General features: G+C 72.9%; 20 protein-coding genes. 14 read left to right on the top strand and 6 right to left on the bottom strand.

What is annotated here, in order from left to right:
- Window positions 1-10 precede the first annotated feature (10 nt).
- The 4 genes from ACO229_RS09330 to ACO229_RS09315 all read right to left on the bottom strand — a co-directional run bounded on the left by ACO229_RS09330 (window position 11) and on the right by ACO229_RS09315 (window position 4,064).
- Window positions 11-1,159 carry a sigma-70 family RNA polymerase sigma factor gene (locus tag ACO229_RS09330; protein WP_423464670.1) on the bottom strand — a complete coding sequence of 383 codons (1,149 nt, stop codon included), beginning with the start codon at window positions 1,157-1,159 and terminating at the stop codon, window positions 11-13.
- Window positions 1,160-1,238: 79 nt separating this feature from the next.
- Window positions 1,239-1,595, bottom strand: coding sequence for an iron chaperone (locus ACO229_RS09325; protein ID WP_423464669.1), 357 nt, complete (start codon window positions 1,593-1,595; stop codon window positions 1,239-1,241).
- A 106-nt stretch (window positions 1,596-1,701) separates the two neighbouring features.
- Window positions 1,702-3,024, bottom strand: coding sequence for an MFS transporter (locus tag ACO229_RS09320; protein ID WP_423464668.1), 1,323 nt, complete (start codon window positions 3,022-3,024; stop codon window positions 1,702-1,704).
- On the bottom strand, window positions 3,021-4,064 hold the full coding sequence (locus ACO229_RS09315) for an alcohol dehydrogenase catalytic domain-containing protein (RefSeq protein ID WP_397430254.1): 1,044 nt from the start codon (window positions 4,062-4,064) through the stop codon (window positions 3,021-3,023). The genes ACO229_RS09320 and ACO229_RS09315 overlap by 4 nt, the downstream gene beginning before the upstream one ends.
- A 119-nt stretch (window positions 4,065-4,183) precedes the next feature.
- Between ACO229_RS09315 and soxR the strand changes: the two genes are divergently transcribed.
- The 3 genes from soxR (at window position 4,184) to ACO229_RS09300 (ending at window position 5,878) form a co-directional block, all read left to right on the top strand.
- A complete protein-coding gene (gene soxR, locus ACO229_RS09310; protein WP_397418270.1) occupies window positions 4,184-4,687 on the top strand; it encodes a redox-sensitive transcriptional activator SoxR in 504 nt (167 codons plus the stop codon).
- Between the two features lie 96 nt (window positions 4,688-4,783).
- Window positions 4,784-5,371, top strand: coding sequence for a hypothetical protein (locus ACO229_RS09305; RefSeq protein WP_423464667.1), 588 nt, complete (start codon window positions 4,784-4,786; stop codon window positions 5,369-5,371).
- Window positions 5,372-5,407: 36 nt separating this feature from the next.
- Window positions 5,408-5,878: a type II 3-dehydroquinate dehydratase gene (locus ACO229_RS09300; RefSeq protein ID WP_397430256.1), complete on the top strand. Its 471-nt coding sequence runs from the start codon at window positions 5,408-5,410 to the stop codon at window positions 5,876-5,878.
- 24 nt (window positions 5,879-5,902) lie between these two features.
- Here the strand turns inward: ACO229_RS09300 and ACO229_RS09295 are convergent, their stop codons facing one another.
- Window positions 5,903-6,721: a hypothetical protein gene (locus tag ACO229_RS09295; RefSeq protein WP_397430257.1), complete on the bottom strand. Its 819-nt coding sequence runs from the start codon at window positions 6,719-6,721 to the stop codon at window positions 5,903-5,905.
- A gap of 7 nt (window positions 6,722-6,728) precedes the next feature.
- A complete protein-coding gene (locus ACO229_RS09290; RefSeq protein WP_423464666.1) occupies window positions 6,729-7,382 on the bottom strand; it encodes a hypothetical protein in 654 nt (217 codons plus the stop codon).
- A gap of 242 nt (window positions 7,383-7,624) precedes the next feature.
- Between ACO229_RS09290 and ACO229_RS09285 the strand changes: the two genes are divergently transcribed.
- The 11 genes from ACO229_RS09285 (at window position 7,625) to pyrF (ending at window position 19,919) form a co-directional block, all read left to right on the top strand.
- Entirely contained in the window at window positions 7,625-8,086 is a 462-nt protein-coding gene (locus tag ACO229_RS09285; protein WP_397430259.1) for a Pycsar system effector family protein, read from the top strand.
- Between the two features lie 150 nt (window positions 8,087-8,236).
- Window positions 8,237-8,800 carry an elongation factor P gene (efp, locus tag ACO229_RS09280; protein ID WP_397418258.1) on the top strand — a complete coding sequence of 188 codons (564 nt, stop codon included), beginning with the start codon at window positions 8,237-8,239 and terminating at the stop codon, window positions 8,798-8,800.
- 1 nt (window position 8,801) lies between these two features.
- On the top strand, window positions 8,802-9,218 hold the full coding sequence (gene nusB / locus ACO229_RS09275) for a transcription antitermination factor NusB (RefSeq protein ID WP_397418255.1): 417 nt from the start codon (window positions 8,802-8,804) through the stop codon (window positions 9,216-9,218).
- Between the two features lie 31 nt (window positions 9,219-9,249).
- Complete coding sequence (locus ACO229_RS09270) at window positions 9,250-10,452, top strand: MFS transporter (protein WP_423464665.1); 1,203 nt, start codon at window positions 9,250-9,252, stop codon at window positions 10,450-10,452.
- A gap of 152 nt (window positions 10,453-10,604) precedes the next feature.
- Window positions 10,605-11,297 (top strand): bifunctional pyr operon transcriptional regulator/uracil phosphoribosyltransferase PyrR, encoded by a 693-nt coding sequence (pyrR, locus tag ACO229_RS09265; protein ID WP_397430261.1) that lies wholly within the window; start codon window positions 10,605-10,607, stop codon window positions 11,295-11,297.
- Complete coding sequence (locus tag ACO229_RS09260) at window positions 11,294-12,307, top strand: aspartate carbamoyltransferase catalytic subunit (RefSeq protein ID WP_397418249.1); 1,014 nt, start codon at window positions 11,294-11,296, stop codon at window positions 12,305-12,307. The genes pyrR and ACO229_RS09260 overlap by 4 nt, the downstream gene beginning before the upstream one ends.
- Complete coding sequence (locus ACO229_RS09255; RefSeq protein ID WP_423464664.1) at window positions 12,304-13,668, top strand: dihydroorotase; 1,365 nt, start codon at window positions 12,304-12,306, stop codon at window positions 13,666-13,668. The genes ACO229_RS09260 and ACO229_RS09255 overlap by 4 nt, the downstream gene beginning before the upstream one ends.
- Entirely contained in the window at window positions 13,665-14,309 is a 645-nt protein-coding gene (locus ACO229_RS09250) for a hypothetical protein (RefSeq protein WP_423464662.1), read from the top strand. Before ACO229_RS09255 ends, ACO229_RS09250 begins: the two co-directional genes overlap by 4 nt.
- The gene (gene carA / locus ACO229_RS09245) at window positions 14,306-15,616 is read left to right on the top strand and encodes a glutamine-hydrolyzing carbamoyl-phosphate synthase small subunit (RefSeq protein ID WP_423464661.1); all 1,311 of its coding nucleotides are present in this window, start codon (window positions 14,306-14,308) and stop codon (window positions 15,614-15,616) included. Before ACO229_RS09250 ends, carA begins: the two co-directional genes overlap by 4 nt.
- Window positions 15,616-19,005: a carbamoyl-phosphate synthase large subunit gene (gene carB / locus ACO229_RS09240; protein ID WP_423464659.1), complete on the top strand. Its 3,390-nt coding sequence runs from the start codon at window positions 15,616-15,618 to the stop codon at window positions 19,003-19,005. The genes carA and carB overlap by 1 nt, the downstream gene beginning before the upstream one ends.
- Window positions 19,002-19,919, top strand: coding sequence for an orotidine-5'-phosphate decarboxylase (gene pyrF / locus ACO229_RS09235; protein ID WP_423464658.1), 918 nt, complete (start codon window positions 19,002-19,004; stop codon window positions 19,917-19,919). Before carB ends, pyrF begins: the two co-directional genes overlap by 4 nt.
- Window positions 19,920-20,283 lie beyond the last annotated feature (364 nt).

Genomic DNA, 20,283 nt, shown 5'->3' with positions numbered 1-20,283 from the left:
TTCGCGCCGACTACCGGGCGGTCCTGCGGCGCCCCTCGGTGCGCAGCCACTCGTGGAGCCGTGTCAGGTCGGCCAGCGGCCCCAGGTGACGCAGCTTCTCGGGGTTGATGACGCCGCGGATCGCCGCGAGCCGTGTGGTGGTGCCGGGAGCGCCGGGTGCCGCCTCCTCGGCCACCTCGAAGGACCAGGTCCCGACGAGGCCGCCGCCCAGCACGTCGTCCGCCACGATGAGCAGACCGGGCTGCCCGCCCACCAGCGCCCGCTCGAAGTGCAGGGGCGCACCGCGCCGCATGAAGCCGGCCAGCACCCGCGCGACCGGCACCTGGCCCACGACGGATCGTGCGATCGACATGCCCGGGGGCACGTTGCCGCCGCTGTCGCCCGTGAGCACCACGTCCTGCGCGAGCAGCTCCAGGAACGAGTCCACGGCGCCGTCCTCGCACGCCGCGAGGAACCGGGTCACGAGCTGCTCGGCATGCGTCTCCGTGGTCCTGCGGGCACCCGGTGCCCCGGACGCGTGCTGCGCCCCGGAAGCCTGCTGCGCTCCGGCACCGTGCCGTGCCACCGCGTCGTGCCCGGACCCGGGCTCCGTCGACCCCGCACCCGGTGCCGCGGCCTCGCGCCGGTTCGCGATCCGGCGCCGGGCGCGGGAGGCGAGCTGCCGTGCGGCCACCTCGCTCGTCCCGATGACGTCGGCGGCCTCGCTGTGCGGGAACCCGAGCACGTCGTGCAGCAGGAACGCCGCACGCTCGGTCGGGGTCAGCGTCTCCAGCAGCACGAGGAAGGCCGTCGAGAGGTCGTCGGCCAGCTCGGCGTGCCCGGCGGCGTCGGGCGGCGGGGTGGCCATGGCCACCGGCAGGTGGTGGGCATCCACGGGACCGACCAGGGGTTCGGGCAGCCACTCGCCCACGTACGACTCGCGCCGTACGCGGGCCGAGCGCAGCACGTCGATGGCTATCCGCGTGGTCACGGTCGTCACGAACGCGTCGGGGTTGCGCACGCCGTCCGCCTGGGACAGCCGCGTCAGCGCCTCCTGCACCACGTCCTCGGCCTCCGCGACGCTCCCGAGCATCCGGTACGCCACCGAGAAGGCCAGGGGCCGCAGCCGGGCCAGGGCGGCGTCGTCGAGGTGCGTGCCGGAGGCGTCGGGGGTCGTCATGGGGACATGCTCTCGCGTCATGCCCCGACGACGAGACACGTCGGCGGAACGTGACGGACCCGGCTGCCGGGTGCGGACGTCAGCGCGACCGCATGGCGTCGATCTCGTCGCGCCGGAACAGGACGAGGCGGTCCAGGACGTCGTCCGGCAGCGGACGGTCCGGGGTGAACCGCACGGTGCCCTTCGCCGTCGAGAAACCGGCCAGGTCCGGAGCGAGGGCCTCGATCGCCGGCGGGCTGAACGGGTACAGGCCGATGTGCCTGGCGGTGGCGCGCGCCGAGATCAGCGGGCTGCCGCGGTAGCGCAGCGCGGCCATGCCGTAGCTGGTGCCCTCCTCGGCGTCCGGCACGAGCTCCAGCGCACGCGCCCGCACGTGCTCGACGGCGTCCCGGGCCGGTCCGTCGAGGCTCGCGATGTACTGCGTGAAGTCGTCCATGGGAACAGCCTCGGCCCGGTGGGCGCGCCCCGCCAGGCCGGACGGCCCGCCAGGCCCGCCAGGCCGGCCCGCCAGGCCGGCCCGCCAGGCCGGCCGGCCTGGCCGGTCAGGAGGCCCCGGGTTCCGCCGCCACGTCGGCCGGGAGGGTGGTGCGCCTGGCCAGCAGCACCGCACCAGCCGCCAGCAGGCCGGTGAGACCGAGCACCGCCGCGTACGCCGGCAGCCCCGTCACGTCGTACAGCGCCCACAGGAGGGTGCCGGTCGCGGACGACGCCACCGCCGCGGCGACGGCATCGGCCACCTGCAGCGCCGACGAGGCGCTGCCCTGCTCGTGCGGGGGAGCGAGCTCCAGGGTGAGCACCGACAACGTCGGGTAGACCAGGCCCATGCCGCTGCCGGACAGCACCCAGAACGCCATCCCGACCCCGGCCGACACGCCCGGGAGGACGAGCACCGCGGCACCCACCGTCCCGAGCGCGAGCAGGCCGGCGCCGAGCCGGACGTAGCCGGTGTGGCTCAGGTGCAGCAGGTCGCGCCCGCGCACCCAGGACGCCGCGGACCAGCCGAGCGCGCCGACCGTCAGGATCAGCCCCGCCCCGCCCGGGCTGAGGTGCCGCTCGTGCACCAGGAGCAGCGGGAGCAGCACCTCCGCCCCGGTGAACGCCGCCGACACCAGTGCCCGCACCGCGACGACGGCGGGCAGCCCGCGCCCGGCACGCAGCACCGACGCGGCGAGGCGCAGGGCTGCCCGCAGCGGGCGCTCGGACGGCGTGGGGACGGCCTCGGCGTGCCCGTCGGGCACGTCGTCCTGGCCCGGGGCGTCGCCCCGCGCCGCCGTCAGCCCGGGGCGCATCAGGATCGCCGCCGGAACGGTGAGGACCGCGGCGCCGAGGAACACCCAGCGCCAGCCCGCGTGCTCCACGACGAGGCCGGCCAGCCCGGGCCCGACGATCGCCGGCACCACCCAGGCGGCCGCGAACGCCGAGAAGACGGCGGGCCGGCGTCCAGGGGCGAAGACCCGGGCCACCAGGACGTACAGGGCCACGCCGAACAGCCCGCTCCCGACACCCTGGACGGCCCGCCCGGCGATCAGCACACCCATCCCGGTCGCCGTCCCCGCGACCACCAGGCCGACGACGAACAGCGCCACGCCGGTCCACATCGCCGGCGACGGGCCGGTGCGGTCGCACCAGCGCCCGGCGGTGAGCATGCCGACCACGCTCGTGGCGAAGACCACCGCGAACGCGAACGTGTAGTGCCGCAGACCGTCCAGGTCCACGGCGATGGTCGGCATCGCGGTGGCCACGGCCAGCGCCTCGAAGGCGCCGAGCGAGCACAGCGCGACCATCCCGACCAGGACGAGGCGCTGCGCGCCGGGGCTCAGGGCACCGGGCGCGACGGCGCGCGCGGGTGAGGGTGCGGCGGTCACACCAGCACCACCTTTCCGGTGGTGCGGCGCTCCTCGAGCTCGCGGTGGGCGCGCGCGGCCTGCGCGAACGGCACGCGGTGCGTGACCACGCGCCACCTGCCCGACGCCGCGTGGGCCAGGGCCCGCTCCTGGTACGGCCGCTGGTCGCCCATCGGGGGAGCGTCCGGCCCGACGGCGTAGCGCACCTCGACCGCCGACTCGATCCGCTCGTCGTCGGGCGCCCACGCGGTGTACCGGTTGGCGGAGCCGGAGGCCCAGCCGTAGGCGACGAGGCGCCCGGCGCTGGCGGCGTCGGCCCCGTCCGCGCCGCTCAGCAGGGACGTGGCGGCCGTGCCGAGCGGGCCGCCCACGCCGTCGAGCACCAGCGTGGCGGGGGTCGCGCCGAGCGCGGTGCGCGCGGCGTCCGGCCACCCCGGGGCGGAGTAGTCGACCAGCGCGAGACGTCCCGGGTCGCTCACCAGGTCCCGCAGCACGGCCAGCTTCGCCGGGCCGCCCGCGAGGGCGACCACGCGGGCGCCGTCGTGCAGCGCCTCCTGGACGAACAGCGTGCCGAGCCCGCCGGCGGCGCCCGTGACGACCACGACGTCGTCCGGCGTGACCGCCGCGACGTCCAGGGTGTAGGCGGCCATGCGGCCGGTCCCGATCATGGCGATCGCCGCGGCGGGGTCGAGCGGCGTGCCGTCGGGCGTCTCCGGCAGCGCGTGCAACCGGTCCGCGCCGACGACGACGCGCCGCGCGTACCCGCCGCCGTCCGGCACCGGTCCCAGGTGCGCGGCGACCGGCCGTCCGGCCCACGCGGGGTCGACACCGTCGCCGAGCGCGGACACCGTGCCCGCGATCTCCCTGCCCGGGACGGTCGGGAGGGTCGGCAGCGGCAGCGGCGGTCCTGCCTCGCCGCGCCGGATGCTGGTGTCGAGCAGGTGCACGCCGTGTGCCACCGCGTCGACGAGCACCTCACCAGGACCGGGTACGGGATCGGGGACCTGCTCGAGCACGAGGACCTCGGGCGGGCCGAACGAATGGTGTCTGATGGCGTCCATGCCGTGATCCTCTAACCTGAACCATAGTTGAGGTCAACTGCGACCTCGGGTCGCGGCGACCACCACGGGCGCCGCGGCAGGAACGCACCGCCACCGCTCGGACCGCAGGAGGTCACCTGATGGAAGCATCCCACCCCGCAGTGCCCTGGGACCGCGACGAGCTGACGGTCGGCGACCTCGCCGCCCGCAGCGGCGTGACCGTGTCGGCGCTGCACTTCTACGAGCGCAAGGGGCTGATCACCAGCCGCCGGACGTCGGGCAACCAGCGCCGCTACCGGCGCGAGACCCTGCGCCGGGTGGCGTTCATCCGGGTGTCCCAGCGCGTGGGGATCCCGCTCGCGGACATCGGCGCGGCGCTGGCGACCCTCCCCGGTGACCGCACGCCCACCGCGAAGGACTGGCGCCGCATCTCGCAGGCGTGGCACGACGACCTGGACGCCCGCATCGAGCAGCTCTCCCGGCTGCGTGACCATCTCACCGACTGCATCGGCTGCGGCTGCCTCTCGCTGCGGCGGTGCGCCCTGACCAACCCGCACGACGAGCTCGCCGAGTCGGGCCCCGGGCCGCGGACGCTCCTGGTGGAGGGGCTGGAACCGGACGCGGATGTCGGTGGTCGCCGCTAGCGTGGGTGGCCGGCGGCGCAGGGTGCCGCCGGGGCGCAGCCGGCGCCCGGCCGGATCGACGTCGATCGACGTCGCGATCGACACCGAAGGAGAGCCGTGGGCACGTACTACCAGTGGGTCGCCGACCTGGACGCGACCGAGGCCGACGCCCCGCTGCTGGGGCAGCGGGTCGTGGCCGACCTCGTCGCGCGCGGGGTGCTGCTGCCGGACCGGTCGCCGAACGCAGCGCTCGGCGCCGACGGGTACCCGGCAGGCCCCGCGTGGGGTCAGACGGTGGCGGCCTCCACCTCGGGGGAGCAGCCGTGGGGCCTCGAGGTTCGCGAGGGTCGCGCACTGCACGACGGGAGCCAGTTCTCCGTGGACGCCGTGACCTGCCCGCGGTGCTCGGCCGTGCGATCGTTCTACGGGCACCCGGACGTCGTCGGCCCGACGGGCATGGACGAGGACGGGCTGGACCAGTTCCACGAGGCGGCGAACGAGTGGGTCGAGGGCGGCGCGGCCGACCTGGAGTGCCGGGAGTGCGGCGCGGCGGAGCCGGTCGAGCGCTGGGGCGCCGACGGTGCGGCGCTCGCGTGCCTGGCGTTCGTCTTCTGGGAGTGGGACGAGCTCCGGCCCGAGACGCTGGGCTGGATCGCCGACGCCACGGGCGGGCACCGGATCGTGACCGGGCCCGGCAAGGTGTGACGCCGTCCGGCCCTGTGGCGCACTAGGCTCGCGCGCATGGTCTCCGCACTTCCCCGTGTCCTTGTGCTCAACGGCCCGAATCTCGGCCGGCTCGGCGTCCGCGAGCCCGAGATCTACGGCCACGCGTCGATGTCCGACCTGAAGGTCGCCGCCGCGCAGTGGGGTGAGGACCTCGGTCTGGACGTCGAGGTGCGGCAGACGGACGGTGAGTCGGAGATCGTCGGCTGGCTCCACGAGGCGGTCGACGCGGGCGCGCACGTCGTGCTCAACCCGGCGGCGTTCACGCACTACTCCTACGCCCTGCGGGACGCCGCGGCCCAGGTCACGACGGCCGGTCTGCTGCTGGTCGAGGTGCATCTGTCGAACCCCGCCACGCGCGAGTCGTTCCGGCACTACTCGGTGGTGGCCGGGATCGCCACGGGGACCGTGGCGGGGTTCGGGTTCGACTCGTACCGGCTGGCGCTGTCGGCGATCGCGGGGCGGCTGGGTGATAAGTCCAGGGCTTAATGAGCACGGAATTAAGTACAAGACTTAACCAAGGACGAGCATCGCGAGGCCAAGTCCGGCAAGCGCGATGAGCCAGCTGGCGAAGCTGCCGATGAGGAAGTATTCGGTGACCGGGTTGGGGCCTTGGTGGATCGGCGCGGCCGTGCCTGGGTCTGTCGGCATGCCAGCGGTGCCCTTCGCGGATGTCTGGATGATGATCGGCGACGCCGCTCGTGCGCTGGATTCGCTGGCTGCGAGCTCCGGGAACCGCAGCAGCCCTTTGGCCCCCACGACCACCGCCGCGGCGGTGAGATTGCCTGCAAGGCCAAGGCCCACGATGAACAGGCGTTCCATCGGTCCCAGGACACGCCCGCTCCGAAGACGGTCGGAACCTTCCTTGGTCGGCACATTGACGGCTTCAAGGATCAAGCGGACCAGGACGTTTGCTGTCGAGACCTGGGCAACTGCTATTCCGGCAACGAGAATCACCTGCGACGGCGAGAACGTCGACAGCGGGCCGGGCACCCAGGTGGGCCAGGCGACCGCGGCATCGTCTGCGAAGAGGAGTGCGGCGACGGTCCCCGTGGCGATTGCCAGGAATGCTGCACCGCGGGCCGTCGCCTTGCCGATCGCAGTCGCGATCGGGTCGAGAAGGGCCCAGACGGCCAGGAGCAGGCTCAGCGGGATGCCGAGGGTGATCATGGAGGCCGCAGAGGTTCCACCCGCTGCCAGAAGTGCTGCGAGAGTGACCACGCCGACGGCAAGCGCGGCGTAGCGCCGTGTCGACGAGATGCTGACGGTGCTGGTGTCCCGGAAGGCGTCTGCCACGCCCAGTGCCGCGAGGAACGCTCCGAGGGCTGCCATTCGAGCATCACGCCTTTCCGAAGAAGCATTGCGCGTCCCGAACGGCACTCACGCCCCTCGCGAACGCCTGGCTCACCGCCGACTCCGAGATGCCCTCCAGCTCCGCGATGGCCTTCTGTGAATCGCCATGCAGGGCACGAAGGAGCATCCGCTGTTGGCGGTGGTTGAGTGTATCGACGAGACCGTCGCGCGCAATGAGGAACGCGTTGACTGCTGCTTGTGAGGGCGCCCCGGCGTTCTCTGGTCCGACGTACCTCGTGCCGGCCTTCTTCCCGAGCGCGTCGATCGCGTCGCGCGCGGTGTGCCAGCCGGGGCCGTCCTGTCGAATGGGCTGGGTGTCGATCTCGAACACGCGGACGTCTCCTTGGCCGATTCCGAATCGCATGACGATCAGATCGGGTGTCTTGGTGTCCTGTTGAGCAGACCGGGGCGGGGGATGTGCGAGCCAGGCCAGTTCGAGCCGGATCAGCAAAGTCGCGAGGGTCGCGTGCGCGATCGTCTGGAACCCGCCCTGGATCTCGTCGCCGAACGTCGGTTCAAGGCGCTGGGCGACGGGGATGGACGCGCCTACTCGAGACAGGGTCGTGACGACCGAGCGTTGCGCCTGTGCGCGGTCGCTCAGATTGCGTGATCCGACGATGTCGCCGATGACGGTGAACATCTATTAAGGATATGCCTTCACTGTGGGGAAGGTAAGCCATGTGCTTGATCCGGTGGGATCGAACAGGGGGAGGTCGGTGTGCATCCTTCGGGCAGGTCGGTACGCTCACATGGCGACGTTTTACGAGGTCGGGAGGCTGGATGAGCTGGTGGGGTGCGGGACGGGCACAGCGCGACGCAAGCCGTCTGACTCGGATGCCGGACCAGAGCGGCAGTGCGGCCGACGCCCAGTTTGTTCAGTCGATGCTCCAGCTCACCATCACCAACGCGGACGTCAAGACAAGCGTCCTGGTCGCGGCGATTGCTCTCACCTTCGGCGTCGGGACGCCGGCCATCCCGTTGTACCAGGCGCTCGCGCCAGGGGCGTGGCTTGCGCTGGCCGGTGCGCTCATCGGTGCCGCGGCGATCATCTTCTGCGGGGTCGCGGGCATGCATCTCGTGCTGTCGCTTCGGCCGCGCATGAAGCAGCGAGGCTTCTCCAGATACTCCCTTCCGGACATCGTCGACGCGTCAGTCGACGACCTTGTGGCGGCGACCAAGGAGGACGATCGTCGCGAGGCCTGGATCCAGGTCAAGAACCTGGCTGAGATCTCGGTCCAGAAGCATGCGCACATTCGACGGGCGCTGACCTACTACCCGGTCTCGGTGGTACTCATGATCGTCGCAGGCGCGATCGGCATCATCGTGCGAAGCGGGCAGGGATAGGCGGAGCCGACCGAGGTCGTCCGTTAGACTTGACCGCTGCTGCTTGACACCCTTGATCGCACGGCTGGATCATCCGGCCCGGTCACCCCAGTCGCCGGCTCCCCGTCGGCATGCCCTGGGCAACCCTTTCCCCGACACAGGAAGACGAACGTGGCTACCTCCAACGACATCAAGAACGGCACCGTGCTCCGGATCGACGGAAACCTCTGGACGGTCATCGAGTTCCAGCACGTCAAGCCGGGCAAGGGTGGCGCGTTCGTCCGCACCAAGATGAAGAACGTGCTGTCCGGCAAGGTCGTCGACAAGACGTTCAACGCGGGCATCAAGGTCGAGACCGCGAACGTGGACCGCCGCGACTTCCAGTACCTGTACATGGACGGCGACGACTTCGTCTTCATGGACAACGACACGTACGACCAGATCAACGTGTCGGCCGCGACGGTCGGTGACGCGAAGGACTACATGCTCGAGGGCATGAACGTCATGCTGGCGTCCAACGACGGCACCCCGCTGTACATCGAGCTGCCGGCGTCGGTCGTGCTGGAGATCACCTACACCGAGCCGGGCCTGCAGGGCGACCGCTCCACGGGCGGCACCAAGCCGGCGACGCTGGAGACGGGTGCCGAGATCCAGGTGCCGCTGTTCCTCGAGCAGGGTGTCAAGGTCAAGGTCGACACGCGGACCGGCGACTACCTCGGCCGCGTCACCGACTGACGTGGGCGCACGCACCAAGGCGCGCAAGCGCGCCGCCGACATCCTCTTCGAGGCGGAGCAGCGGGGCATCGACCCGCTGAAGCTCCTTGCCGACCGCGTGGCCGTGCCCCGCACGGAGGCGGCCGTGCCGCAGTACACGGTCGAGATCGTGGAGGGCGTGGTCGCCCACCGCGAGCGCATCGACGAGGTGCTGGAGACGTACTCGCAGGGCTGGACCCTCGCACGCATGCCGGCCGTGGACCGTGCGCTGCTGCGGATCGGCTCGTGGGAGGTCCTCTTCAACGACGACGTGCCGGACGCCGTGGCGCTCGACGAGGCCGTCGACCTCGCCGGTGACCTGTCCACGGACGAGTCGCCGGCCTTCGTCAACGGCCTGCTCGGCCGGGTCAAGGACCTGAAGCCGACCCTGCTGGCGTGACGTCCGAGACGCGCACGACCCTGCGACACGCGTGAGTACCGGTCCCGGTACCGGACGGTTCGACGAGCGACGCCTGCTCGTCGCGCTGTTCGGTGCCGGGACCGCTGCGTTCGCCCAGCTCTACGCCCCGCAGTCCGTCCTGCCCGACGCCGCGCGCGAGCTCGCGACGTCGGCGTCGGCGACCGCGCTGCTCGTCTCCGCGGCGACGCTCGGCCTGGCGGTGGGGGTGCTGCCCTGGGCGGGGGTCGCGGACCGGGTCGGCCGGGTGCGCGCGATGACCGTCGCCATGCTGGGTGCGACGGTGGTCGGGCTCGCCGTCCCCTTCGCCCCGTCGTTCGGCCTGATCGTCGCGGGGCGCTTCGTCGAGGGACTGCTGGTCGCGGGCGTCCCCGCGGTGGCCATGGCGTACCTGACCGAGATGCTCCCCGCCGCGGTGGTGCCCCGGGCCGCCGGGACCTACGTCGCGGGCACGTCGATGGGCGGTCTGCTGGGGCGGCTGGTCTCCGGTGGCGTCGCCGAGCTCTTCGGCTGGCGCGCCGGGGTGGCCGCCGTGGCGGTGGCGTGCCTGGTCGCGACGGGGGTGTTCGTCCGGCTCGCGCCGCGTGACCGCGGCCCGCGGGCCCGGGGGAGCGGCGGGCCCGACGCCGCCGTCCCGGGGCACCCGGCGCCGGAGGCCGGACGGCTCGGCGCCCTGCTGAGCCCGCGCCTGCTCGTCCTGGACGCGCAGGGTCTGCTGCTGATGGGCGGGTTCGTCGCTGTCTACAACTACCTGGGCTTCCGGCTGGCTGCCGAGCCGTTCGGCCTGTCGCCCGGTGTGGTCAGCCTCGTGTTCCTCGCCTACCTGGCGGGAACGTGGTCCTCCGCGCGGACAGGGCGGCTGGTCGTGCGGTACGGCCGCCGCCGTGTCCTGGTGGTCGCGGCCGGTGTGATGGCGCTCGGGGTGGTGGCCACGCTGTCGGGCTGGCTGCCGGTGGTCCTGACGGGGCTGGTCGTGCTCACCGCCGGGTTCTTCGGCGCGCACGCGGTGGCCAGCGGGTGGACCCCGGTCGCCGCCCCGCAGGCGCGCACCCAGGCGGCCGCCGTCTACAACCTGGCGTACTACGCGGGGTCGAGCCTGTTCGGCTGGCTGGGCGGGGTCGCCTTCGTGCTGGCGGGCTGGCCCGGCACGGTGGGCATGGTGCTGGCGCTGGTCGCTCTCGCGGCGGGCCTGGCGGCGACGGTGCTCCGCGACTGACCCGCTCGCCGGCCGGCCGGCTCGCCGGGGTGTGAGCAACGCCCCTCCGGTCGGCCGGTGACCCGGCGTCCGGCGCCTGTCCGGCGGGTTAAGGTGGTGGCTGTCAGACTCCCTTTAAACCCGTCCCGTGAGGCGGAGAAGGAGGTCGCCAGATGAGCCCTGGCAGCCGCATGCCCGCATCCAGCGCAACCCCGAGCCCGACGACGGGCCATGGCGCGGATCCCGGCACCACCAGCCCCGCCGCCGCCGCCCCGGCGGACACCTCCACCGCGGCACGCACCGTGCTCGGTGAGGCCGACATCGCCCGCGCCCTGACCCGGATCGCCCACGAGATCGTGGAGCGCAACAAGGGCGCCGCCGATCTTCTGCTCCTCGGCATCCCGACGCGCGGCGTGCAGCTCGCGCGCCGCCTCGCGGAGCGACTGGCGCAGATCGAGCCGAGCTTCGACGGCGACCACGGCACCCTCGACGTGACGATGTACCGCGACGACCTGCGCCGCCAGCCCACGCGTGCCGTCGGGCAGACGGTGCTGCCGGGCCGGCTGGGCGGCACGATCGACGACAAGGTGGTGGTCCTGGTCGACGACGTGCTGTTCTCCGGCCGCACCATCCGTGCCGCGCTCGACGCCCTGAACGACCTGGGCCGCCCCCGCGTGGTGCAGCTCGCCGCCTTGGTGGACCGCGGCCACCGCGAGCTCCCGATCCGCGCGGACTACGTGGGCAAGAACCTGCCCACCTCCCGCAGCGAGCGGGTGCGGGTGCGCCTGTCCGACGTCGACGGCGGCACGGACTCGGTGCTGATCAGCCCGGCGGACGACACGACCGAGAACGGGGGCGCGCGGTGAAGCACCTGCTGACCACCCAGGGCCTGGCCAAGGACGACGCGATCCTGCTCCTGGACACCTCCGCGCAGATGGCGGCCACGCAGTCGCGCGAGAACAAGAAGCTGCCCACGCTGCGCGGGCGCACCGTGGTCAACCTGTTCTACGAGGACTCCACGCGCACGCGGATCTCGTTCGAGACGGCGGCCAAGCGCCTGTCGGCGGACGTCATCAACTTCTCGGCCAAGGGCTCCAGCGTGTCCAAGGGCGAGTCGCTCAAGGACACCGCGCTGACGCTGCACGCCATGGGCGCGGACGCCGTGGTGGTGCGCCACTCGGCCTCGGGCGCGGCGCACCAGCTCGCCCACGCGGGCTGGCTCGACGCCGGGGTGCTCAACGCGGGCGACGGCATGCACCAGCACCCCACGCAGGCGCTGCTGGACGCGTTCACGATCCGCCGTCACCTGGTGGGCAACGTGGGACCCGACGGGCGCGGCACCGACACCTCGGTGGGCGCGGACCTGGCGGGCCTGCGCGTCGCGATCGTCGGCGACGTGCTGCACTCGCGCGTGGCCCGCTCGAACGTGTACCTGCTGCACACGCTCGGCGCCGAGGTCACGCTGGTGGCGCCGCCCACGCTGGTGCCGGTGGGCGTGGAGACCTGGCCGTGCCGGGTCTCGTACCACCTGGACGAGACGCTCGAGCAGTGGCAGCCGGATGCGGTCATGATGCTGCGGGTGCAGCGTGAGCGGATGTCCGGCGGGTCGGGGTCGTTCTTCCCGAGCCCCATGGAGTACAGCCGCAAGTTCGGGTTCGACGCCCGGCGGCTCGCCGTCCTGCCGGACCACGCGATCGTGATGCACCCCGGGCCGATGAACCGCGGCCTGGAGATCTCGGCGGCTGCCGCCGACCACCCCCGCTCCGTGATCGTGGAGCAGGTGGCCAACGGCGTCGCCGTGCGGATGGCGGCCCTGTACCTGCTGCTGTCCGGCAGCGACCCAGCTTCCAGCACCGACGAGAGGAACGCCCTGTGAGCACCCCTTCAACCACGACCTACGTCCTGCGTGGGGTGCGTCCCTACGGCACGGACCCGGTCGACGTCGTGCTCGCGGACGGCGTGGTCGCCGCGCTGGGCGCGCCGGGAACGGTCGAGGTGCCCGAGGGCGCGCACGAGGTCGCCGCCCAGGACCAGGTGCTCCTGCCCGGCCTCGTCGACCTGCACACCCACCTGCGCGAGCCGGGCCGGGAGGACGCCGAGACGGTGTTCTCCGGTACCAGGGCCGCTGCGGCGGGCGGGTTCACCGCGGTGCACGCCATGGCCAACACGACGCCCACGCAGGACACCGCGGGCGTCGTCGAGCAGGTCTACCGGCTCGGTCAGGAGGCCGGCTGGGTGGACGTGCACCCCGTGGGCGCGGTCACGGTGGGCCTGGGCGGCGAGAAGCTGGCCGAGCTGGGCGCCATGGCCGACTCCGCGGCCCGCGTGCGGGTCTTCTCGGACGACGGCAAGTGCGTGCACGACCCGGTCCTCATGCGCCGCGCGCTGGAGTACGTCAAGGCGTTCGACGGCGTCGTGGCCCAGCACGCGCAGGAGCCGCGCCTGACCGAGGGCGCGCAGATGAACGAGGGCGTCGTCTCCGCGCAGATCGGCCTGACGGGCTGGCCCGCGGTGGCCGAGGAGTCGATCATCGCCCGCGACGTGCTGCTGGCCGAGCACGTGGGCTCGCGCCTGCACGTCTGCCACCTGTCGACGGCCGGCTCGGTGGAGATCGTCCGCTGGGCCAAGGGCCGCGGCATCGACGTCACCGCCGAGGTGACGCCGCACCACCTGGTGCTGACCGACGAGCTCGCCCGCGAGTACGACCCGGTGTACAAGGTCAACCCGCCGCTGCGCACGGCCGCCGACGTCGAGGCGGTGCGCCAGGGCCTGGCCGACGGCACGATCGACATCGTCGCCACCGACCACGCCCCGCACCCGGTCGAGGACAAGGACTGCGAGTGGGCCTCGGCCGCCTTCGGTATGACGGGCCTGGAGACCGCGCTGTCCGTGGTCCAGCAGACCATGGTCGACACCGGCCGGATGACCTGGGCCGACGTCGCCCGCGTGCTCTCGGAGAACCCGGCCCGCATCGGCCGGGTCGACGCGACGCAGGGCCGCCGGATCGCCGTCGGGGAGCCCGCCAACCTGACCCTCGTCGACCCGGCCGCGACGCGGGTGATCGACGGCCACGCCCAGGTCACCGCCAGCAGCAACACCCCGTTCGCCGGGTCCGAGCTGCCGGGCCGCGTGGTCGCGACGTTCCTGCGGGGCCGCGCGACCGTCCTGGACGGCGCGGTCGTCGACCAGCCGGCCACGGACGGCGCCACCCAGACCCTCGAAGGAGCCACCCGATGAAGATCCTGGCCGTCCTCCTCCTGGTCGCCCTGGCGGTGTTCCTGGTCCTGTACGTGACCCTGATCGGCCGACGACGGCTCGCGCAGCGCACCACCGCCGTCGTCCCGGTGCCGCCGCCGGTGCCCGGCGCCGACGGCGCCACGGGCACCGCGGGCGTGGGACCCGCGCGCCTCGGCCCGCTGGAGGCGGTCTACGTCTCCACGACGCTGCACGGCGACTGGCTCGCACGGGTGGGCGCGCACGGCCTGGGCGACCGCTCGAACGCCCTGGTGTCGGTGCACGACGGCGGCATCCTCGTCGAGCGCGACGGGGCTCGCGACCTGTGGGTCCCCGTGAACGCGATCCGCAGCGCGACCCTGGCTCCCGGCATGGCGGGCAAGTACGTCGGCGCGGACGGCCTGGTCGTGGTGACCTGGGCGGTCCCCGAGGCGGACGGCGTCGCGCCGGCCCTGGTCGACACCGGCCTGCGCACGCGCCGCGCCACCGACCGCGGCGGCCTCGTGGACGCCGTCCGGCACCTGCTCGCGGCCCAGCAGTCGCCGGCCCAGCAGTCGCCGGCCCAGCAGCCCATGGGCCAGCACGCCCAGCAGAACCAGACCCAGCACTCTCAGCACGACCCGTACCAGCAGGAGGCCCGGTGACCACCCCGACGACACCCGCAGCTCAGCACGCAGCCACCTCGGCAGCGCTCGTCCTCGAGGACGGCACGACCTACCGCGGCCGTGCGTACGGCGCCACCGGCACCACGTTCGGCGAGATCGTGTTCTCCACCGGCATGACCGGTTACCAGGAGACGCTCACCGACCCGTCCTACCACCGGCAGATCGTCGTCATGACGGCGCCCCACGTCGGGAACACCGGCGTGAACGACGAGGACCCGGAGTCGCACCGCGTCTGGGTCTCCGGCTACGTGGTGCGCGACCCCGCGCGCCGCGTCTCGAGCTGGCGCGCCCAGCGGTCCCTCGGCGACGAGCTCGCCGGGCAGGGCGTGGTCGGCATCTCCGACGTCGACACGCGCGCCCTGACGCGCCGCCTGCGCGAGGAGGGCGTGATGCGCGCCGGGATCTTCTCGGGCGAGGACCTGGTCCGGGGCGGGTACCCGCGCCCCGTCGAGGAGCTCGTCGCCGAGGTGCGGTCCGCCCCGCAGATGGCGGGCGCCGACCTGGCCCGGGAGGTCTCCACCACCCAGGCCTACACGGTGGAGCCCCGCGGCGTGCACGCCGGGCAGACGCCGCTGGCCACCGTCGTGGCCGTCGACCTCGGCATCAAGACGATGACGCCGGTGCGGCTGGCCGAGCGCGGCGTGCGCGTCGTCGTCGTGCCGCAGTCGGTGACCATCGCCGACATCGAGGCCGTCCTCGCCGACCTGCCCGACGGCGCGCCCCGCGGCGTCTTCTTCTCCAACGGTCCCGGGGACCCGGGTGCCGCCGGCCACGAGGTCGAGCTGCTGCGCGCGGTGCTGGACCGCCGCATCCCGTTCTTCGGCATCTGCTTCGGCAACCAGATCCTGGGCCGTGCCCTGGGCTACGGCACCTACAAGCTCGGCTACGGCCACCGCGGCATCAACCAGCCGGTGCTGGACCGCACCACCGCCAAGGTGGAGGTCACCGCGCACAACCACGGCTTCGCCGTCGACGCACCCGTGCTCGACGAGTCCGGCGCCCCCGCGATCTCGCACGCCCCGTACGACGACAGCAGGACCGACGGCGGCCGCTACGGCCGCGTCGTCGTCTCCCACGTCGGGCTGAACGACCAGGTCGTGGAGGGGCTGACCTGCCTCGACCTGCCGGCCTTCTCCGTGCAGTACCACCCCGAGGCCGCCGCGGGCCCCCACGACGCCGCCTACCTGTTCGACCGCTTCGTCGGCCTGATGACGGACCCCTCCGCCTGGCCGCCCGCCCTCACGACCACCACCGCCACCGCGCACGACACCGAGGAGAACCACTGATGCCTCGCCGTAACGACATCTCCTCGGTCCTGGTGATCGGGTCCGGCCCGATCGTCATCGGCCAGGCCTGCGAGTTCGACTACTCCGGCACCCAGGCCTGCCGCGTGCTGAAGGAGGAGGGCCTGCGGGTCATCCTGGTCAACTCCAACCCGGCCACGATCATGACCGACCCCGAGTTCGCGGACGCCACCTACGTGGAACCCATCACGACCGAGGTCCTCACCACGATCATCGCCAAGGAGCGCCCCGACGCGCTGCTGCCCACCCTCGGCGGGCAGACGGCGCTCAACGCGGCCATCGCCCTGGACGAGGCCGGCGTGCTCGCCAAGTACGACGTCGAGCTCATCGGCGCCAACATCCCCGCCATCCAGAAGGGCGAGGACCGCCAGCAGTTCAAGGACGTCGTCGAGAAGTGCGGCGGCGAGTCCGCCCGCTCCGAGATCGTGCACACGATCGACGAGGCCCTGGCGGCCGCCGGCGTGCTCGGCTACCCGATGGTCGTGCGTCCCTCCTTCACCATGGGCGGCCTCGGCTCCGGCCTCGCCTACGACGAGGAGGACCTGCGCCGCATCGTGGGCCAGGGCCTGCACTACTCGCCGACCACCGAGGTGCTCCTGGAGGAGTCCATCCTCGGCTGGAAGGAGTACGAGCTGGAGCTCATGCGCGACAAGGACGACAACGTCGTGGTCGTCTGCTCCATCGAGAACGTCGACCCCGTCGGCGTGCACACCGGCGACTCCGTCACCGTGGCCCCCGCCATGACGCTCACCGACCGCGAGTACCAGAAGCTGCGCGACATCGGCATCGCCGTCATCCGCGAGGTCGGCGTCGACACCGGCGGCTGCAACATCCAGTTCGCCGTCGACCCGGCCACCGGGCGCGTCATCGTCATCGAGATGAACCCGCGCGTCTCGCGCTCCTCGGCGCTGGCCTCCAAGGCGACCGGCTTCCCGATCGCCAAGATCGCCGCGAAGCTCGCCGTCGGCTACACGCTCGACGAGATCCCGAACGACATCACCAAGGTGACCCCCGCGAGCTTCGAGCCCACGCTCGACTACGTCGTGGTCAAGGTGCCGCGCTTCGCGTTCGAGAAGTTCCCCGCCGCCGACGACACCCTGACCACCACCATGAAGTCGGTGGGCGAGGCCATGGCGCTGGGCCGCAACTTCACCGAGGCCCTCGGCAAGGCCCTGCGCTCCATCGACAAGGGCGGCGTGACGTTCCACTGGGACGGCGACGCCCCCACGGGCGACGAGCTCGCCACGCTGCTGACGGAGATCGAGCGGCCCACGGAGCAGCGCATGGTCCAGGTGCAGCAGGCGCTGCGCTCGGTCGGGCAGCCCGGCGGCACCACGCTGGAGGCCGTGTTCGAGGCGACCAAGATCGACCCCTGGTTCCTCGACCAGATCCAGCTCATGAACGAGGTCGCGGCCGAGGTCGCGGCGTCCCCCACCCTGACCGAGGACGTGCTGCGGCTCGCCAAGCGGCACGGGCTGTCCGACGCCCAGGTCGCACGCCTGCGCGGCATGGGACCCGCCGGTGAGGCCACGGTCCGCGAGATCCGTCACGCGCTGGGCGTGCGCCCCGTCTACAAGACGGTCGACACCTGCGCCGCGGAGTTCGCCGCCAAGACCCCGTACCACTACTCCAGCTACGACGCGGAGACCGAGGTCGCCCCGCGCGAGCGCGAGGCCGTGATCATCCTCGGTTCCGGGCCCAACCGCATCGGCCAGGGCATCGAGTTCGACTACTCCTGCGTGCACGCCACCCTCGCGCTCGCGGAGAAGTACGAGACCGTCATGGTCAACTGCAACCCGGAGACGGTCTCCACGGACTACGACACGTCCGACCGCCTGTACTTCGAGCCGCTGACCTTCGAGGACGTCCTGGAGGTCTACCAGGCCGAGCTCGCCGCCGGACCGGTCAAGGGCATCATCGTGCAGCTCGGCGGCCAGACGCCGCTGGGCCTGGCCCGCCGCCTGGCGGAGGCCGGCCTGCCGATCCTCGGCACCAGCCCCGAGGCGATCGACGCCGCGGAGGACCGCGGGATCTTCGGCCAGGTCCTGCTCGACGCCGGCCTGCCGGCTCCCGCGTTCGGCACCGCCCGCTCGCTGGGCCAGGCCCGCGAGGTCGCCGACAGCATCGGCTACCCGGTGCTCGTGCGCCCCTCCTACGTGCTCGGCGGCCGCGGCATGGAGATCGTGTACAGCGAGGAGCAGCTCACCGGGTACGTCGAGCGCGCGCTCGAGGCCGCGGCGGCCACGCACGCGGACTCCGGGGCGACCGGCACCCTGGCCGCGCCGCTGCTCATCGACCGCTTCCTCGACGACGCGATGGAGATCGACGTCGACGCGCTGTTCGACGGCGAGGAGATGTTCCTCGGCGGCGTCATGGAGCACATCGAGGAGGCCGGCATCCACTCCGGCGACTCGGCGTGCGTGCTGCCCCCGGTGTCGCTGAGCGAGACCGAGATCGCGCGCATCCGCCGCTCCACCGAGGCCATCGCGCGCGGCGTGGGCGTCAAGGGTCTGCTCAACGTCCAGTACGCGCTGGTGAGCGACGTGCTGTACGTGCTGGAGGCCAACCCCCGCGCGTCGCGCACGGTGCCGTTCGTGTCCAAGGCCACGGGCACCCCGCTGGCCAAGGCGGCCGCACGCGTCATGGTGGGGGAGTCCATCGCCGACCTGCGCGCCGAGGGCCTGCTCCCGGAGCACGACGGCGCCACCCTCGACCTGGGTGCACCGCTCGCGGTCAAGGAGGCCGTGCTGCCGTTCAAGCGGTTCCGCACCCGCGAGGGCCTGGTCGTGGACTCCGTGCTCGGCCCGGAGATGCGTTCCACGGGCGAGGTCATGGGCTTCGACAAGGACTTCCCGCACGCGTTCGCCAAGTCGCAGGCCGCGGCGTTCGGCGGCCTGCCGACGTCGGGCACCGTGTTCGTGTCGGTGGCCGACAGCGACAAGCGGCACGTGGTCTTCCCGGTCAAGCGCCTGGTGGAGCTCGGCTTCAAGGTGCTGGCCACGGAGGGCACGGCCACCGTGCTGCGCCGCAACGGCATCGAGGCCACGGTGGTGCGCAAGCACACCGAGGGCCGCGGGCCGGACGGCGAGCTGACCGTCGTGGGACTGATCACCGAGGGGCAGATCGACCTCGTGGTGAACTCGCCGTCGGGCCAGGGCGCCCGGGCGGACGGCTACGAGATCCGGGCGGCCACGACGGCGGCCGACAAGCCGATCGCCACCACGGTGGACCAGCTCGCCGCGGCGGTGCAGGGCATCGAGGCGGTGCTCGCGGGCCCGTTCGAGGTGGCCAGCCTCCAGGAGCACACGGCGGCGACGGCGGCCCGGCTCGCGGGCGCTGCCGGCGCGGAGCGCGTGGCGGTGGGCGCGTGACGGCGGCCGCGGTGGTGCCGTTCGGCGCCCGGCTCGCCGCGGCGATGGACGACCACGGGCCCCTGTGCGTCGGCATCGACCCTCACGCGTCGCTCCTGCGCGCGTGGGGCCTGCCGGACGACGTGACGGGCCTGCGGGAGTTCTCGCTGCGGGTCGTGGACGCGCTCGGCGGGCGGGTCGCGGCGTTCAAGCCGCAGGCCGCGTTCTTCGAGCGGCACGGGTCGCGCGGGGTCGCGGTCCTGGAGGAGGTGATCGCCGCGGCGCGTGCGGCGGGCCCCGGTGCCGGCACGCTGACGATCGTGGACGCGAAGCGGGGCGACATCGGCTCGACGATGAGCGCGTACGCCGAGGCGTTCCTCGCGGACGGTTCACCCCTGGCCGGCGACGCCCTGACGGTGTCGCCCTACCTCGGGTTCGGCTCGCTCGACCCGGCCGTCGAGCTGGCGGCCGCGACGGGCCGCGGGCTGTTCGTCCTGTGCCTCACCTCCAACAAGGAGGGCTTCGAGGTCCAGCACGCACGCACGTCGGTCTCTCCCGGCGCCGACGGCGGGGCGGGCGGTACGGACGGTTCCCCGCGGGGCGCCACCGTCGCGGCCCTGATGGCGGCGCGGGCGGCCGTGCTCAACGCGGGTGCCGAGCCGCTGGGGTCGGTGGGGCTCGTGGTGGGCGCCACGATCGGCGACGCCGTGGCGGCCACCGGCACCGACCTGGTGGCGGTCAACGGCCCGCTGCTGGCGCCCGGGGTGGGCGCGCAGGGCGCGGGGGAGCGTGAGCTCGCCACGACGTTCGGTGCCGCCCGGCGTGCCGTGCTCGCGTCGTCCTCGCGTGCGGTGCTCGCCGCGGGGCCGGACCCGGACGCCCTGGTGGCCGCCGCCGCCGCGGTGGCCGGTGAGGCCCGGGCCGCGCTGCGGTAGCGCCTCCGGCACCGAGGTGACACGCGCCGCGGCGTCCCCGAGGTGCCGGAGGCGCTGGTGAGGGGTCCGCGAGACGTCGTGACGGTGGTTCACGCACCGCATTCGACCGCAGGACAAAACGCCCTCGATCCATCTGGATCGAGGGCGTTTTCACGTGGAATGTACTAATTGCCGCAAAGCCGGGGTGCATGAGTTTTCACGAAGTGCCGTTCTGCGATTGCCGACCACTGAGGCGGTGGCTACTTTCGATGCAGCAGTTCACACCAGACCGGTTGCGGACCAGGTCACGGACTTGGGCATCCGGCCCGAGCGAGGACCGGCGTCCGAGCCAGGAGACCGGTCGAGACACGAGTAGGTGACTTGC

This window comes from Promicromonospora sp. MS192 (assembly GCF_049532985.1).
In the GTDB taxonomy this organism is placed as follows: Bacteria; Actinomycetota; Actinomycetes; order Actinomycetales; family Cellulomonadaceae; genus Promicromonospora.
The sequence above is the reverse complement of the archived record's forward strand: the minus strand, read 5'-3'. Positions and strand labels throughout refer to the sequence as shown.